Genomic DNA, 14,871 nt, shown 5'->3' with positions numbered 1-14,871 from the left:
CCCATCCGCATACCTCACACACCAGGAGATACAACCAACCGCTCGGCATCACTTGGGACTTTGAGGCGGATCACCCTAACGAGCCGAAGTCAGTATCGCCGGTTCAGCGATGGGCAGGGCGGGGCGGGGGGAGCCTTTGGGCGGGCCCGAGTGACAGCACGACCTGCGGCGCCGAAGCGCTGTGGCAGGGATGACGGGCGCGGCCCACGTCGTCCCAGGTCAGGTAACTGGGGGACAGGTCGACAATCACCGCGCAAGCCTGCCACGTCCACCAGACTGCGCGTCAAGCGGATTACCGCAGGTGGCTCCCGTAAGAATCCGGTTCGCTGTCGACCGCTCAAGCCCTCCTGTCCTTCCTCCTTCTCGAGGCGAGCCGTTCGTCAGCAGCAGGTGGAAGGCGAGGCAAGGGGTGCCAGGATGTGCTGCGGCGCCTGCTCCGCTGGGCGACGAACGGTAGAGCGGCTGGGTTCTGATGGGGGCGCTCGCTCATGGGCCGACGGGCTGGGCGGTCACCGGTTGGGTGCAGAACTGACGAGCACCGCGCAGTGTGGTGGTCAGTTTCCGTTGGGTCGCCCGGCTGTCGAGGCGCACGTCGAGGGCGCCGGGCAGTGTGCTGTGAACCCGCAGGCCCTCGGGCAGGCGGGAGGTGTCGAGACCGTCACGCCTGGCGATGAGGATGCCGAGCTCGTGACGGCTCAGGGCGTCCGGCCCGGCAAGATGGTGGATGCCGGACACCTCGCGCGAGGCCAGCTCCAAAAGGGCGGCGGCCAGGTCTTCGACGTGCACTGGGCAACGGATGTCGTCGGTGAACAGCACGCCGTCACTGGTGCCGGCGGCGAGTTCGTGCACAGCGCGCTCATGCACGGAACGCCCGTGGCCGATGATCAGCGACGTGCGGGCTACCACTGCCCCCGGGTGCACGATGAGGACTCCGGTCTCCGCCGCCGCCTTCGCTGCCCCGTACGGCGTTACGGGGTCAGGGAGGCAGGTCTCGTCGTAGTGGACTCGGGCACCGGAGAACACTGCATCGCTGGAGACGTGGACCAGGCGGCTTCCGTGCTTCGCCGCGGCCATCGCAAGCCGGACGGGCCCCGCCGCCGTAACTGCCCAGTCGGCCTTGTGGCTGGATGCGTTGACGACCAGATGGGGACTCACTTCAGCCATGACGGCGTCCAGGCGCCCCGCGTCCCGCAGATCAAGGCGGTACCACTTCGCCTGGGAGGCGTCGCCTGGCTTCGTCGCGTGGTACGTCGCAGCCGTCGTGTGACCGGCTGCTGTCGCCTGCCGGATCAGCTCGGCCCCCAGGAAGCCGCTGCCGCCGATGATCAAAGCTGTCATGCGCGACACGGTAGACCGGCAAGAGCGGGCACCGGCGCAGGCCCGGATCTCTTGATCCATCTATCTGCGCCCCCGGGCCTGTATCCGGATCTGATCCGGATCCGGATCGGCTTGGTCACTCTGCGTCGAAGTCCGACCGGGGCCGTACCTCCACGATGAAGTCCGGCTCCTCGGCGCTGTCCTCCTCGTCGTGCCAGAGGAAGACCCGCACGTGCATCGCGTGGTGGAGGCCGATCTCCTCCCACTCGGTCATCAGGTCGCCGACGATCCGGCCGAGGGCCAACCTGGCTCCTTCGACCGAGTCGGGCGCGGTGATCGCTCCGTGCCACCGCTCGGGGCCGCACCCCTCGGAGCCGTGCGGCTCGAACACCCGGTACACCCAGTCCGTGACGGTGCCCATGCACCGATCCTGTCACCGCGCAGTACCATGCGCAGCAGCCGATCCACCGTTGGCCGCTCCTGCCGCAACGGTGGTAGCGCCCTAGATCACCCATCGGCCGCGTCTGTGGCGGGATTCTTGGGGTAATCGGGCCGGTGCCAGGGGGGCTGCAAGGGCGAGGCGGTTTATGAAGCAGGCTGCTGACGGCGAGGATTGGGCGCTGTCCGGTGAGTCGATCGCGGTCTCTGCCGCGTTCGAGGGCACGGAGGCGATCGCTGAGGCCCGTGCATACGCCCGGTCGTTTCTGCGGGATCTTCAGGCCGTGCACGGGGTGCCTGTGCAAGTCCGGGCGATGGGCAATGTGCAGCTGGTGGTGAGCGAGCTGGTAACCAACGCCCAGAAGTACGCCCCGGGTCCGTATCTGCTGACGCTGGAGGCCGATGGGGGCGCCGTCGCGGTGACTGTGTGGGACAGCGAACCCAGGCTACCCGTGGTCCAGGGCTTTGATCCGGTCCGGGTGGGACAGCACGGTCTGGAGATCGTCATGGCGCTCTGCCGGAGCTTTGAGGTGCACCGCGAACCGGTGGGCAAGCGCATAAGGGCAACGGTCGATCTCGCCGATAACCCCATCAGAGACGTGGCCGACCGCGCGTTGTGACCAGGTGACCGCCGGCTCGGTACATCGATCGGCGCCAGCGAGGGACGCGGCGATCCTGCCGCGCGACGCTGATCTTGGATCGCAGCTTCACGGGCGAACCTTCCGTTCTGTTCTGTTCGCTCGCCGCTCACCAAGCCGAGCGGCTGACTCGGCGCTGACGCCATGCCCGGCTGACCAGCGGTAACGCACGCCGCAGGGCCAATAGGCGCCCGCCTGGAGACTTGCCCCTTTCTGATACAGCAGTGCTCGGCTGTGCACCACGTCATCCGAGTTGGTGCACGGCCCAGCTCGTTGCGCGTCATGGCTCGCCGTGAAGGCGGTCACCCGGAGCCCGGGTGACCGCCTTCACGGCAGTGTGTCCCATCCAGCCCGGGCCACCATGGCAGATCGGCCCGGGGCTGCCAGACGTAGCGGACGTCCGGCTCTCGCTCATCGTTGCGCAGCCCGTCCGTTCGCTCGACCTCGACGAAGCCGTGCCGCTCGTAGAACCGCTGCGCCGCGTTGTTCACCTGGAACGTCCACAGCGCCAGCCCGTCTGGCCGGCGCTGCTTGGCCAGGGACATGAACCGATCGCCCAGCCCCCGCCCGCGCCACGCTGGATCGAGGTAGAGCTGCTTCAGCTCCGGGCCGTTGAGCACCAAGACCCCCACCACACTGTTCTCGGTGGCCGCGACCCAGGTCTCGTACTGCGGCACAAGAACGCGTAAGAACCAGTCCCGTACCTCTGCATCGTCGTGTGCACGACGCACCGACGGCACCGCGGCGTCGAAGAAACGCAGCCATACATCGGCCGCGGCGAGCGCGTCAGCGCGAGCAGGTACTCCCACTGGATGTCCGTGTGCAGCACGTACAGGATCCCGCACAGCACCTGGTACCCGATCATGCGTTCATGCCTCTGAGAGCCACCCTTGCCCGAGTCGATGCAGACCTGGCCGCTGGCCGAGTCCCCGTCGCGCGCCAGCGCCTGCGTGGGCTGGTGTCGTCATTTCCGAACGACCTGATGCTTCGCCGGCGCCTGGCCGAGGTGTACCGCCTGTACGGAGAGCCTGCAGAAGCAGGCCGCTGGATGTACCTCGAACAGGACCGGGACGCAGATGAGACCACCGCTTTCGCAGCGAGATACCACACGGCTCCGCAGCGCATGCGGGCACTTGCATGGCAGGGCTCAGAGTCGCTTGCCCGAACCACCTTTGCCAGAGAGCAACTGGCATCGGTACGGGCAGAGTGCTCCGATGCCATGGGACGCCCCGTCGACTGGGACGCAGTGCCATCTGCCGCACAGGCAGACAGCAGGAGAAACGCCTTCGCCGACTTCCTGGCAGGGGCTGGATGCCTGATAGCGGTCCTTGCGTTCCTCGCGATCTGGGTGAACGGACTCGTTGCCCTCTTCGACTGAAGGCCGCGGTGGACAGCTCGGCAGCGGGGAGCTGTCAGCATGAGCGCAACATCGGAGTTAGGAGGTGACGCGGAGCGTCAGTTCGCGAAGCTGGCGGCCGGTGGTAGTGATGTCGTATCGGCGCGCGTTATGGAGAGCCGCCTTGGTCAGCGTCTTGCGCCGGCGGAAGTCCCGGCCCATCTCGTCCAGGGCCACAGCCAGCGAGCGCGGGTCGCCAGGAGTGTAGGGAGCGCCAGTGCTCCCGAGAATTTCCCTCGCACCGGGAAGATCGGAGTAGACAACCGGAAGTCCGTGGGCTTGGGCCTCAATGAGGACGAGCCCGAAGGCCTCCAGACCCTTGGTCGTGAAGACGAAGGCGTCGAATGTCGGCAGGCGGCGCCACAGTTCCGCGCGGGGCAGGAACGGATCGAAATGAACCCGGTCCTGCAGCCCGAGTTCGATAGCTCGCTGTTGCAGATACTCCCGCACGCTTCCTTCGCCGATCACGGTCAAGTGGTGCGGCTGATCGGTTAAAGCGAAAGCTTCGACGGCGGTGATCGTGGATTTATTGTCATCCAGACGGCCGGCGTGCACAAGAGACAGGGGGCCGGTTTCGGTAGGCGGTTGATCGCGTACCCGGGCATCGCTCAACGGGATGCCCCACGGGATGACGGTGAGCCGATCGGTAAATCGGCGCCCGGTGAGACGGTCGATGCGGTCGGCGAGGGCGGAGGTCGGGGCGACGATCGCGGCGCTTGCGGCAGCGACTTCGTTCATGGCCTCGCGTTCCGATGCGTTGTGCTCGGCAACCATTACGTCGGGGCCGTGGGCGATGGCGATGATCGGGATGTTGCCGGCGGTGCGGGTGAAGGCCAGGCTGAGAGCGAACCCGAGGTACTGGGCGTGAATGACATTCGGCTGGATCTGCTCGATGAGCGCACCGACCTCACGCGTCAACTCGTCAGCGTAATGGTCGAAGTCCGGGCCGTGAGGGCGTTTCGTCGTGGAGAGGGTGATCAGCCGCTCAAACGCAGCCTTCCAAGCCTGATCGACCGGCGCCCGCCCCAGGAAGGTCGTGTGGACGTCAGGCATCGCGCCGTACAGATCGTTGACGAGGATCATGCTCCCGGACGCAGGCTCGGCAGTGCGGTTGATGCCGGTCAGGATGTTCAGGAGTTTTGCGGCCATGCGGAAACTCCATTCATGGATGACCGTTGGGCGGGAAACGGAGATCGGGCTTCCAAAGCCAACTCGACTCGTGATTCATCGGTGGCGTTCTGCATCTCGCGCAGACGGGGAGGCGCCCACCACGACGCCAGGTGCGGCGTGAAGACGGCCGTGACTTCCTCGGCCGGATGTAAGTAACCCTTGCTGTCCTGTTCCGCTGTCCATACCCGGACTACCGATCGGGGGTAGACGGGATTTAACCCTATCTCCCCCTTGGGGAGGATTCCATTGAAGGGGGTGGGGATTCCCTCACTGTTCCAGTAATCCCATGCCTCTAGCGCCTTGGCTTTCTCGAAGCAGTGGTACAACTGCCGGTAGCGCGGCATGTACCGGATCTCGCGGAAGATCATCTGGCCGATCAGTCCAGGCGCGCCTTTCCGGAGCGTGCTGAGATCGGCGCCCTGGAAGGTAACTGATGCCGCGTCCTGGGACGGGTGTAGCGCAGTCCGGGCGAACAGGTGGGACAGGCGTCTCCGGACGTACTCGGCAACTCCCGGCCCGAGAGTCGGTTCCATGCCTTCGATGATCTGAACGAGCCGGTGATGGCGCGGATTGAAACGGGCCAAGTCGAACAACTGGTCCATGCCGTCCACGACGGCGAAAGCGATTCGCTTATAGAGCCAGTTGTTCAGTTCTCCCGCCTGGGCGTAGGTCTTGGTCTCTGGAGTAGCGGAGTGGAGCATCAGGTATTCGGACAGGACCTCGAAGTACAGGTAACCGAGGAACGGCACGTGGGCCACGGCGTCCGACAACTGGTCGATGAACTCGGGTGCCGGAGTGGCATGGCCGGCGGCGTTGCGCAGGGCGCTGTCGAGGAACACGGCCGCGGCGCGCAACCCGGCCAGGACAACGCGGTCGAGCTGGTCGTTCTCGGCCGGGGTGAGGAAGCTCTGATAGCGCAGGTAGGTACGCAGGTGGATGGCACCGAGATGCAGGTAGTCCACGCCCTTGGGCGGGATCGGGGCATCCGGGGTGACCTCGAAGACCATGGGCGTGGTGGAGGGTTTCGTCCGCATCAGGTAGGTGCCGAGGTTGTGTGGGCGCAGCCCCTCGCGCTGACTGGCGAGGGGCGAGCAGTACAGGGCCCCGACCAGGCATCCGGTGGAGACGTGCAACTCCCGGCTGGCGCGGATGGCGTCGATGTCCTTGGTGGCGTGCAGCAGGTACATCGGCTGTCCGCTGACGAGCAATTCGGTCATGGCGTTGTGCCGTATCAGCCAGCCGTTGGGGGTTGAGCATTCCAGGTAATCGCGCCAGTCACTCTCGCTTTCGGCCAGCGAGGCAGGAATGTGACGCTGCGCGGGCACGGTGTAGTCCGTGTGAGCATGTTCCCATTCGTCGCGCAAGACAACTCCCAGGGATGAAGGATCGGCGGCGGGGCCGAGGCTGGAAGCTAAAGAGTCTCGACGTTCACTCCGGAAAGGCGGTTTCGGCAGTCGAGAACATAGGTCGCGCATTTCTCGATCATCGGGAGGTCGAATCGCGGGTGGTCCATGAGAAGAACCACTGCGTCAGCGGCGGCTACCTCGTCCGGGGTCGCATCGACCTGGGGCACGTTCAGCTCGGTGCCGTCCGGGACGTTGGGTTCGGCGCCGCGGACCTCGGCACCGAGGCCGGTGAGAAGTTCGGCGACACGTGCCGAAGGGGAATTGCGAAGGTCGGTGGCGTTGTACTTGTAGGTCAGGCCGAGCAGCAGAACCCGAGATCCCCTGACGGGCATGCCGCGCTTATCGAGGGCATCCACGAGACGCCGGACAACGTAATCCGGCATGTGCCGGTTCACGTCGGCGGCGAGTTCCGCGAACCGGAAAGGGACGCCAAGCTCCTGCTGGGCCTTCCACGAGAGGAACATCGGGTCAACAGGCAAGCAATGCCCGCCGACCCCCGGCCCCGGAGTGAATCGCGTGAATCCGAACGGCTTCGTCGCGGCGGCGTCGATCGCCTCCCAGATGTTCACGCCGAGGGAAGCGGCCAGCATCGCCATCTCGTTGACCATGGAGATATTGACGAACCGGAAGGTGTTCTCAATCAGCTTGGCCAACTCGGCGACCTTCGTCCCGGACACCGCTACCGTGGTCTGAAAGATGCCGTCGTAGAAACCCTTGATCACATCGAGTGATTTGGCGTCGATTCCGGACACCAACTTCGGCGTCCCGTCGAACGACCACCGCTTGTTTCCGATCCGCTCGGGACTGAAGCCGGCCAGGAAGTCCACCCCGCCCTTGAGGCCCGACGCCTTCTCCAGGATCGGAATCAGCAGTTCCTCGGTGGTGCCGGGATAGGACGTGGACTCCAGGACCACCGTCGCGCCGGGGCGAAGGTGCTTGCCCAGCGTCCGGGCACAGCACTCGATGTAGGTCAGGTCGGGCACGCCGTCCCGCAGCGGGGTCGGCACTGTGATCACCGCGATGTCGAAGCCAGCCAGCGCGGCAGCATCGGCGGTCGCCGAGTAGGCCCCGGAGTCCAGCACTGCGCGCAGCCGCGAGGAGTCCACATCCCTCACGTAGGACTGGCCGGCGGCGAGCTGCTGGACGCGGTACGTGTCCACGTCATAGCCGACGACGCGATGACCCACCTCAGCGGCGCGTACGGCCAGGGGAAGCCCCACATAGCCCTGACCAGCGACAACAATCTGCATGACAGCTCCTACTCGATTGCGGTGCTTGAATGGACCGTCGTTCCTGGTCTGGCAAGGAGAAGCGCTGTGCCCCTGGTGTCCGTCGTGATGCCCGTGTACAACTCGGCAGCCACCCTCGGCGCAGCCGTCCGATCGGTGCTCACGCAGACCCACAGCGACCTGGAGCTGCTGGTGACCGACGACCAGTCCTCCGATGGCTCCATGGACCTGCTCCGCGAGTTCGCCGAGCAGGACGAGCGCGTTCTGCCGGAGTCGGCACCCGAACGGGGCGGTGCGGGCCGGGCCCGCAATCTGGCGATTCAGCGGGCCCGCGGGGACTACATCGCCTTTCTCGACAGCGACGACATGTGGCTTCCGGAGAAGACCGAGAAGCAGCTCGCCTTCGCCGCGGAAGGTGATGCGCCGCTGACGTTCACCTCGTACTTCAAGATGGACGCCGACTACGAGGGCGAGAGCACCGACTGGGTCCCGAACGGGCGGGTGGTCCGTGCTCGGGAGCACGTGGACTACCGCGCGATGCTGGTCCGAGACCACATCGGTGCCCTCACCGCCATGTACGACCGCAATGCTCTGGGCACGAGGCTGATGCCCGAGATGCGCAAGCGCCAGGACTATGCCCTCTGGCTGTCGATCATGCGGGACGGCGCTGACGCCCGGGGCCTGGATGAGCCGCTTGCGGTGTACAGGGCCCACCAGGCGGGATCGCTGTCCTCCAACAAGCTGTCGCTCGTGCAATACAACTGGGCCCTGTACCGCGAGCACGAGCATCTGTCGGTCCCCCGGGCGACGCGGGCGCTGGCCGGCGCTGTGTGGCAGTCGCTGCGCAACTCCCGCATATAGGTCTCTGCGCGTCCCGGGAGAGCCCGGTGCGCGACCGTTTCCGGGAGTGCCCGACCAGGCCCCGCCTCGTGGCCGTGCCACGTGCTCCAAGGCTGGACCCGGGGACGGGAATCGGTGAGTCACCGGTGTCGTCGGCCAGCTACGCGGCCGAGCCATCGCCGGCCCTCGCCCGCAGGAACAACTGCAGGAGCAGCCGCCGCTCGGCGACCGGGACGGTCTCCTGACCGCTGTGGAGCGCCTCCCGACCGTGCAGGAAGCGGCGCTGGTTCACGATGAGGTAATCCCCGGGCTGGAGCATGAAGGAGACCTGACCCCGGACGAGCTCCTCGGCGAGCTCCCTGGCGGCGTCGGCGTGCGCCTGGCCGAGCTGGGACCCCTCCAACATCTTGGCGGTGAACCGGACGAACCCCTCACCCGGGTCGGAGCCGTCCAGGATCGGGAACGGCTTGCACTCCTCGCCCACGCCGAACAGGTCGAAGAAGGTCCCGTAGTGGTAGGCCGACTCGGCCAGCAGGGCGCGGCTGTCCTCCGACAGCCGCGCCACCGCCGCGTGGGCGTCGGAGAGGATGCTGGGGCCGCCGCCGAGCGGGTCGGGGCGAATGCACAGGAGCGTGGTGAAGTCCGGGGGCAGGGTCCCGTTCACCAGGTCCATGTGAAAGGCGTTGTACCCGATGCCGCTGGACTTGCCAGGGTCCTTGTCGACCTTGACCCCGATGTCCTTCCACAGGGGCCACCGCGGGAAGGGCGAGAAGGGGACCGCCACCTCAGCCGCGAAAGCCGTCGCCAGCCGCAGGAACCGGTCGTCGTCGGTCCCCAGCGCCTTGGCGAGGTTCCCCAGGCGCAGCACGGCGTATCCGCCGCCCTCCCCGGTCAGCGCCTGGCGCAGCGTCGCGGCGGTCTCCTCGAACCGAGGGGTGGCCATCAGCTCGGTCCGATACCGCTCCATGGTGGACGTCGCCAGGAACGAACCGTCCAGTTCCCACGTCGGAAGAGGAAGATCGATCAGAGCGGCTTCAAGTTCGCTCGGGATGTCGATGAACACGCGGAGCTCCCTGTCTCTTTAGGTTTTTGTTGCGTCGTTCGGACGGCACGACCAGCCGGTACTGGATCGCCGGACTGCACAGCGCGCACGCCGGCGACGACCGGGACATGAGCGCGGACCTTCTCAAGCGATCTCGCCCGGACGCCCGTTGGAACCCGGGGCGCGGGAGGGACCTTGTGCCGTCGGAGAGCAGTCGGGTGCGTCCCCAGCACCGGGGGCTTACCTGACCGGTGGCCTGGGCAAGTGGCCTTCCAGGCCCACTGGCAGGCCCGGCCACAGGTCGGCTGCGGCCTGGTGGATCTGGGCGACGGAGTGCACGAACACCTCCGCCACGCCGGGGCTGGTGGCCTCGCGCAACGGAGCGACGGAAACATGGGTGGTCACGAACGTCTCCTCAGACTGCTGCCCGTGGTTCCGGATGAGCGGGGGCCTCCCTCCCCGACGGGGGTGGCGGGGAGGGAGGCGTTCCAGGGGGCAGGGAAATCCCGACCTCAGCGCGTGCTGATGCCTGCGACCAGCGCCACGATCAGCGCTGCCAGGACGAGGACGTACAGAACCTCTCGGGTGCGTTCGCTCACTGTGCCCGCTCCACGAGGTGTAGCCGCTCCCGAGGCGCCTCTGCGTCGTCGGTGCAGGGCTCAGTGTGGCGGTAGCCCCGTATGGCGCCGCCCGCCTCGCCCTCGAAGTCGGCTCGCTCGTACGGCTGCCCGGGCTTGATCGGCTCCGAGCACACGCCGCACACCCGCCGGTGCACGGCCTCCTCGATCTCGCCCTTCCCGGTGGGCTGCCCGAGCGGGCCGGGGTTCTGGTGGAGGGCGAGGAGGGCACGGGCGCTGATGGCCAGGTCGTAGGCGTGGGAGGCCTTGGTGGCCGGGGAGTTGCCCGGTCCGTTCTCCAGGAGGTGATGCGCTCGCACCAGGACGTGCACGGCCGTGCGCCGCCACTCCCCACGCATACGGGCCGCGATCTCCGTGACCTCCGGGATGAGGAGCTGCACGTGGCCCGTCAGCAAGTCCTGGAGCTTGTCCAGTTCGGCATCGTGGGGCCTGGACGGGCCCCACAGGACACGGTCGTACGTCTCGCGGACCCGCTGGGCGTCGATCGGCGCCTTCTCACTGGTCACTGGCCCTGTCCCTCCGATGCCGCTTGCCGGAACCGGCCGTAGACGACGAGCTGGGACACGGCCTCACCGCTGCCCAGGCGGCCGGGCTCGGACATGGGCACTGCCCAGTACGAGACCGTACGGCCCGGGTACCGGACCAGGTCCGGGCGCGGCACGCCAAGGTGGTGGCCCTCGCCGACGCACTCCGCATACGGATCACGCCACCACTTTGCGACGCTCGACCGGACCAGGACGTACACCCATTGACCGGTATTGCAGCGGATCACCGGCGCCCCATGCAGGGCCTCAGCAAGGTAGGCGTCCACCTCGGCCGGGATCCGGCTGTCGACCGCGGCCTCGACGAGCGGGACCGGTACGCGGATCGCGCAGAACTTCCCACCGCACCGCATGAGGGTCAAGCCCTCCGTCGCCCACTCCTCGACGGCCCGCTGTTCGTCCCACACCGCGAACGTCAACAACCACTCCGCGACCGCCTCCTCCGGCGGGGCCATCAGACGGCGCGTCATCGTGGCACCGCCCACCGGATCGAGAAGCACTCAGCGAGGACGTCGGTAGCTTCCGCGCCGCTCACGAGCTGGCACGGCTCACGGGTGCCATCGACCCAGGGCGGGTTGTCCCACCGCACACCCCGACTCGGGGGGAGGGCGACCCATCCATCAGGGCCGGTGCGGACCTCCACCGCCTCATCGACCCGGCAGTGGCGGCCGGTGCTCGCGGCGACGAGAAGGGCGACCGCGCCGCAGTCGTAGACCAGGCACGGCATACGGGCCTTTCGGTCCAGGTGCACCATAGCCGCCATACCGATGTCTCGCGGCAGCATCACGGCGTCAAACCGCTCCGTTGCCACAATCAGCGACGCGCCCGGAGCGGACTCCAGCGCGGCCTCCACGGTGTCCTCCGTGATCCGGCGCAGCGGCGCAGGCGGGGGGTGCGCTCCGGGCGTGGGGCAGTTCAGGTCACCGCACGTACAGCCGCGCTTGGCCCGATACCGGTGACCCAGGCGAAGGGGCCACCCCAGCGCCAGGTAGGCACGCGCGGCAGCGACCGGGTCGCGGGTGTCGGGCACGTCCGGGGCCGATCGGGTCATCTGCGTGGTTTCTGCTCTGGTCACGATGCTGCCTCTGCCCAATCGGGAATGACGTCGGTGAGTGCGGCGAGCAGCGCGTTCCCGTCGGTAAGCCGGATGGTTCCTCGCTGTGGTGGCACCAGCCAGTACGGGCCGGGCGGCGTCCGCCGCTCCGCCGGCGGGAGCACGAACTCCGCGGCGATGCTGACGGCACCGCAGGCGGGAGCTGCGGGCCACGTTGCGGTGAAGCCGGCCGCCACGAAGAAGTACACCCCAGGCATGGCTGGGTCGACGGCTACGGTGCCGGGCGAGCGCAACCGGTTCAGTGCCTGAAGGCCGTAATACCGGCCAACACTGATCGCCTCCGAGCCCACGGGCGCCTGGACGGGCGTGGGGCGAGGAAGGACACATGGCAACTCAGTCGTCACGGTGCGCCTCATCTCGTCGCCGCTGCTGTGTGCCAGACGGTAGGGCGAGCTGAAGACACCAACCCGAACTCAGAGTTCGGGTGAACTATGAGTTCGGGTTAGGCGAGTCCGAGCCGCAAGGCCAGGTCCGCCACCTGGCGGCGATAGGTGGGCCGTGCGCGGCGCAGGAGCCCCGTCACCATGTCGGTCGCGAGTGAGCTGCGCGCCATGTCTTCCGGACTCAGCTTTTCCAGGTCCAGGAGGTGCACCAGGACCGCGGCGTCCTCCCGGCGCAGGTCGTAGCAACGCGCAAGTTCGAGGGTGAACGTGAACTGGCGTTCCCTGCTGGGGAGGTGAGAGACGTCCACCTCGTCGGCCAAGCGCAGGCCTTCCGCACTCTCACCTGCCAGCATTTCGATACTCAGGGCGTGCAGGTGGATGTTCGTCGGCCCGAACACGGTCCACTGGATGTTGGAGTTCCCGACACGTTTCCCGAGGGGTGCTGCCCGATTGGCCAAGCGCTCACGAGCGTCCCACCAATGCTTGCGCTGGGCATCCGCGACGACCTGGACGAGTTCCAAGGCTCCCTCCATGGCCGCCTTCTCGTCGCTGTCCGGGACGTCCCGCAGCTGCTCTGTCGCGAGCCGCGCGACCTCGCCGGCTTCCTCCGCGCCGCCCTCCTGGGAGAGAAGGCAGTGCCCCAGGTTCCAGTGGGCGGCTGCCAGCCGGATCGGGTCGTCCGCGTCCTCGGCGGCTCGGCGTTGCCGGTCCGCGACCATGAGGGCCAGGTCGAGGCGACCCGTACGCCGGCAGTAGGAGCGCAGCAGGCCGTATAAATCAGCTGCCGCGCATAGGACTTCCCGGCGCGTCATGGCGTCGCTGCCCGTGCGGTAGAAGCGGACGGCGTGCTCGACGTCGGCGATGAGAGGCGGGAGCAGTTCCTCGACGTCGGTGAACCGTTCCTCGCTGCTCTGCCAGGTACCCCACGCGTGTTCGATGCGCTCCCGAAGGTCGGCGGGTGTGGCCGCTGGGCCAGCGCGGGACGCGCCGTATCCCGTCAGTGCGCGGGCGATGTCGGGTGCCGTGGTCAGCGAGGCTGAACTCTTGGAAGGCGCGTCGGTGGACAGGAGGGCTGCCAGCGGAACGTCCAGCTCAGCGGCGAGGCGAGCCAGAAGATCGGGGGACGGCGTCCGCTTCCCCGTTTCGATCAGCGACAGGTACCGCTCTGTGATGCCGCATAGGCCCGCAATCGCGGCCTGTGATCGGTTACCGTGCTTTCGCCGGTAGTACCTGACCCGCGCCCCGATGGGCAGCTTCGGTGAATCGGCCATTCGCCCTCCCGTATCCCGTCAGGGTAGGACGGGCAGCCCCCTTTGCGGATACATTCCGCAACGATCGGGGGACTCGCAGCTACCCCAGCTAGACGTTCGGTTCCGGAAAGGCCCGCCGCATGCCTCAACTCGTCCTGTGGGACATCGACCACACTCTCATCGACACGCGCGGCGTCGGGCGCGAGCTGTCCGCAGCAGCGTTCGAGGAAGTGACAGGTCAGCCGATGCGCGAGCAAGCGAAGATTGACGGCATTACAGAAGCCGTGATCTTCCGGGAGACCGCGAAGCTGCACGGCCTCACCACAGACCGAGCCGACTTCGAGCGGTTCGCGGCAGCGCTCACCGCGCAACACATCCGGCGCGCCAACGACCTGCGGGAACGAGGCCATGCCCTCCCCGGTGCCGCAGCAGCACTCGAGGCCCTCGCCGCCGCGAACGTACGGCAGACCGTGGTCAGCGGGAACGTGCGCGCGGTAGCAGAGATCAAGCTGAACGTCTTCGGCCTCGATCGGCACATCTTGTGGGACGGCGGGGCGTACGGCGAGGACGCAGACCTCCGGCCGGCCCTCGTCGAGCTGGCACTGGCCCGGTCGTCCTCCTCGGCCTCGGACACCACCCTGATCGGCGACACCCCGGCAGACGTCGAAGGCGGGCTTGAGACTGGAGTACGAGTCATCGCGGTCGCCACGGGCCGTAGCTCGGCGGAGGAGCTGCGCGCGGCCGGCGCCCATTCCGTGATCCACGACCTGACTGACACCGCCGCGCTCCTCAAGCTCGTCACGGCAGACATCCTGTGAGCCGGGCCTGTCGTCAGGCGTTGTAGCCCATTTGTTCCCGATGGCGGCCTGACCAGCATCGACTCGGCGAACGCGGCGAAAGAGCCAGTGATCTTCTGCAGGTTGGCGAGGAGACCGCCACCCTGGACGTTGGCCGCCTGCCAGACGTTGGCGAGGATGCTGCCGACGTTCCGTGCGATGCCGCCGAGTTGCTGCAGCACGGTCAGCGCGTTGTCGACCCAGCGGACCGCGGTCCCGCCCTGGACGAAGTTCTGCTGAACCGTTCCGGGTTCGATAGGGACTCGATCATTTGAGAGGATCGAGTCATGGCACGTCCTTCCCCCTACCCAGTTGAGCTGCGTAAACGAGCGGTCCGCATGGTCGCCGAGGTACGTCCGGAGTACGACACAGAGTGGGCCGCGATGAAAGCGGTCGCAGTGAAACTGGGCATCGGGACGACCGAGACGCTGCGCAAGTGGGTCCGCCAGGACCAGATCGACAACGGGGCCCGGCCGGGGACGACGACGGAGGAATCCGCGCAGATCAAGGCGATGAAGAAGGAGATCGCCGAGCTGAGGCGGGCGAACGAGACATCCCATGCGCCGTTGGTGTCAAGCGGCCTGGCTGTCAGGGACGGTTGTCGGGTTCGGGAAGGCTATTGCCTCGCTATA

The 14,871-nt window shown here is 67.2% G+C and carries 18 protein-coding genes; 5 read left to right on the top strand and 13 right to left on the bottom strand.

The features are described 5' to 3' along the window. Positions 1-486: 486 nt before the first annotated feature. Complete coding sequence (locus ACIRC0_RS39240; protein ID WP_403626800.1) at positions 487-1,338, bottom strand: SDR family oxidoreductase; 852 nt, start codon at positions 1,336-1,338, stop codon at positions 487-489. A 115-nt stretch (positions 1,339-1,453) separates the two neighbouring features. Continuing rightward, positions 1,454-1,738, bottom strand: coding sequence for a hypothetical protein (locus ACIRC0_RS39235; protein ID WP_403626798.1), 285 nt, complete (start codon positions 1,736-1,738; stop codon positions 1,454-1,456). Between the two features lie 166 nt (positions 1,739-1,904). On the opposite strand from ACIRC0_RS39235, the gene ACIRC0_RS39230 reads away from it, so the two are divergent. Beyond that, the gene (locus tag ACIRC0_RS39230; RefSeq protein WP_403626795.1) at positions 1,905-2,375 is read left to right on the top strand and encodes an ATP-binding protein; all 471 of its coding nucleotides are present in this window, start codon (positions 1,905-1,907) and stop codon (positions 2,373-2,375) included. Positions 2,376-2,695: 320 nt separating this feature from the next. On the opposite strand, the gene ACIRC0_RS39225 is transcribed toward ACIRC0_RS39230, so the two are convergent. Continuing rightward, positions 2,696-3,202 carry a GNAT family N-acetyltransferase gene (locus tag ACIRC0_RS39225; RefSeq protein WP_403626792.1) on the bottom strand — a complete coding sequence of 169 codons (507 nt, stop codon included), beginning with the start codon at positions 3,200-3,202 and terminating at the stop codon, positions 2,696-2,698. A 62-nt stretch (positions 3,203-3,264) separates the two neighbouring features. On the opposite strand from ACIRC0_RS39225, the gene ACIRC0_RS39220 reads away from it, so the two are divergent. Further along, a complete protein-coding gene (locus ACIRC0_RS39220; RefSeq protein WP_403626789.1) occupies positions 3,265-3,771 on the top strand; it encodes a DUF6584 family protein in 507 nt (168 codons plus the stop codon). A 57-nt stretch (positions 3,772-3,828) separates the two neighbouring features. Here the strand turns inward: ACIRC0_RS39220 and ACIRC0_RS39215 are convergent, their stop codons facing one another. The 3 genes from ACIRC0_RS39215 to ACIRC0_RS39205 are packed head-to-tail and all read right to left on the bottom strand — an operon-like array spanning position 3,829 to position 7,615. Beyond that, complete coding sequence (locus tag ACIRC0_RS39215; protein ID WP_403626786.1) at positions 3,829-4,938, bottom strand: glycosyltransferase family 4 protein; 1,110 nt, start codon at positions 4,936-4,938, stop codon at positions 3,829-3,831. Next, positions 4,920-6,323 (bottom strand): hypothetical protein, encoded by a 1,404-nt coding sequence (locus ACIRC0_RS39210; protein WP_403626784.1) that lies wholly within the window; start codon positions 6,321-6,323, stop codon positions 4,920-4,922. Before ACIRC0_RS39210 ends, ACIRC0_RS39215 begins: the two co-directional genes overlap by 19 nt. A 47-nt stretch (positions 6,324-6,370) precedes the next feature. Further along, entirely contained in the window at positions 6,371-7,615 is a 1,245-nt protein-coding gene (locus ACIRC0_RS39205) for a nucleotide sugar dehydrogenase (protein ID WP_403626781.1), read from the bottom strand. 66 nt (positions 7,616-7,681) lie between these two features. Between ACIRC0_RS39205 and ACIRC0_RS39200 the strand changes: the two genes are divergently transcribed. Next, entirely contained in the window at positions 7,682-8,455 is a 774-nt protein-coding gene (locus tag ACIRC0_RS39200; protein ID WP_403626778.1) for a glycosyltransferase family 2 protein, read from the top strand. A 139-nt stretch (positions 8,456-8,594) separates the two neighbouring features. Here ACIRC0_RS39200 and ACIRC0_RS39195 read toward each other — a convergent pair whose 3' ends face one another. The 7 genes from ACIRC0_RS39195 to ACIRC0_RS39165 form a co-directional block, all read right to left on the bottom strand. Next, complete coding sequence (locus ACIRC0_RS39195) at positions 8,595-9,497, bottom strand: TauD/TfdA family dioxygenase (protein ID WP_403626775.1); 903 nt, start codon at positions 9,495-9,497, stop codon at positions 8,595-8,597. A gap of 219 nt (positions 9,498-9,716) precedes the next feature. After that, a complete protein-coding gene (locus tag ACIRC0_RS39190; protein ID WP_403626772.1) occupies positions 9,717-9,881 on the bottom strand; it encodes a hypothetical protein in 165 nt (54 codons plus the stop codon). A gap of 190 nt (positions 9,882-10,071) precedes the next feature. After that, a complete protein-coding gene (locus tag ACIRC0_RS39185; protein ID WP_403626769.1) occupies positions 10,072-10,620 on the bottom strand; it encodes a DUF6415 family natural product biosynthesis protein in 549 nt (182 codons plus the stop codon). Continuing rightward, positions 10,617-11,126: a hypothetical protein gene (locus ACIRC0_RS39180; protein ID WP_403626766.1), complete on the bottom strand. Its 510-nt coding sequence runs from the start codon at positions 11,124-11,126 to the stop codon at positions 10,617-10,619. Before ACIRC0_RS39180 ends, ACIRC0_RS39185 begins: the two co-directional genes overlap by 4 nt. After that, positions 11,123-11,509, bottom strand: coding sequence for a hypothetical protein (locus ACIRC0_RS39175; protein WP_403626763.1), 387 nt, complete (start codon positions 11,507-11,509; stop codon positions 11,123-11,125). Before ACIRC0_RS39175 ends, ACIRC0_RS39180 begins: the two co-directional genes overlap by 4 nt. Positions 11,510-11,727: 218 nt before the next feature. Next, a complete protein-coding gene (locus ACIRC0_RS39170) occupies positions 11,728-12,114 on the bottom strand; it encodes a hypothetical protein (protein WP_403626760.1) in 387 nt (128 codons plus the stop codon). Between the two features lie 98 nt (positions 12,115-12,212). After that, positions 12,213-13,424, bottom strand: a complete 1,212-nt coding sequence (locus ACIRC0_RS39165; protein ID WP_403626757.1) for a helix-turn-helix domain-containing protein — start codon at positions 13,422-13,424, stop codon at positions 12,213-12,215. 119 nt (positions 13,425-13,543) lie between these two features. On the opposite strand from ACIRC0_RS39165, the gene ACIRC0_RS39160 reads away from it, so the two are divergent. Further along, positions 13,544-14,221, top strand: coding sequence for an HAD family hydrolase (locus ACIRC0_RS39160; RefSeq protein ID WP_403626754.1), 678 nt, complete (start codon positions 13,544-13,546; stop codon positions 14,219-14,221). A gap of 305 nt (positions 14,222-14,526) precedes the next feature. After that, the coding region (locus tag ACIRC0_RS39155; protein ID WP_403626751.1) for a transposase at positions 14,527-14,871 on the top strand (345 nt) is incomplete at its 3' end.

Origin of the sequence: Streptomyces sp. NPDC093984 (genome assembly GCF_044764595.1) — a bacterium.
Lineage (GTDB): Bacteria > Actinomycetota > Actinomycetes > Streptomycetales > Streptomycetaceae > Streptomyces > Streptomyces cynarae.
Note: the sequence above shows the minus strand (reverse complement) of the source record. Positions and strands in the feature narration are given on the sequence as shown.

Coding starts and splice junctions, on each gene's coding strand:
- ACIRC0_RS39240 (WP_403626800.1), bottom strand. CDS start 1,338: ATGACAGCTTTGATCATCGGCGGCAGCGGCTTCCTGGGGGCCGAGCTG.
- ACIRC0_RS39235 (WP_403626798.1), bottom strand. CDS start 1,738: ATGGGCACCGTCACGGACTGGGTGTACCGGGTGTTCGAGCCGCACGGC.
- ACIRC0_RS39230 (WP_403626795.1), top strand. CDS start 1,905: ATGAAGCAGGCTGCTGACGGCGAGGATTGGGCGCTGTCCGGTGAGTCG.
- ACIRC0_RS39220 (WP_403626789.1), top strand. CDS start 3,265: ATGCCTCTGAGAGCCACCCTTGCCCGAGTCGATGCAGACCTGGCCGCT.
- ACIRC0_RS39215 (WP_403626786.1), bottom strand. CDS start 4,938: ATGGCCGCAAAACTCCTGAACATCCTGACCGGCATCAACCGCACTGCC.
- ACIRC0_RS39205 (WP_403626781.1), bottom strand. CDS start 7,615: ATGCAGATTGTTGTCGCTGGTCAGGGCTATGTGGGGCTTCCCCTGGCC.
- ACIRC0_RS39180 (WP_403626766.1), bottom strand. CDS start 11,126: ATGACGCGCCGTCTGATGGCCCCGCCGGAGGAGGCGGTCGCGGAGTGG.
- ACIRC0_RS39165 (WP_403626757.1), bottom strand. CDS start 13,424: ATGGCCGATTCACCGAAGCTGCCCATCGGGGCGCGGGTCAGGTACTAC.
- ACIRC0_RS39160 (WP_403626754.1), top strand. CDS start 13,544: ATGCCTCAACTCGTCCTGTGGGACATCGACCACACTCTCATCGACACG.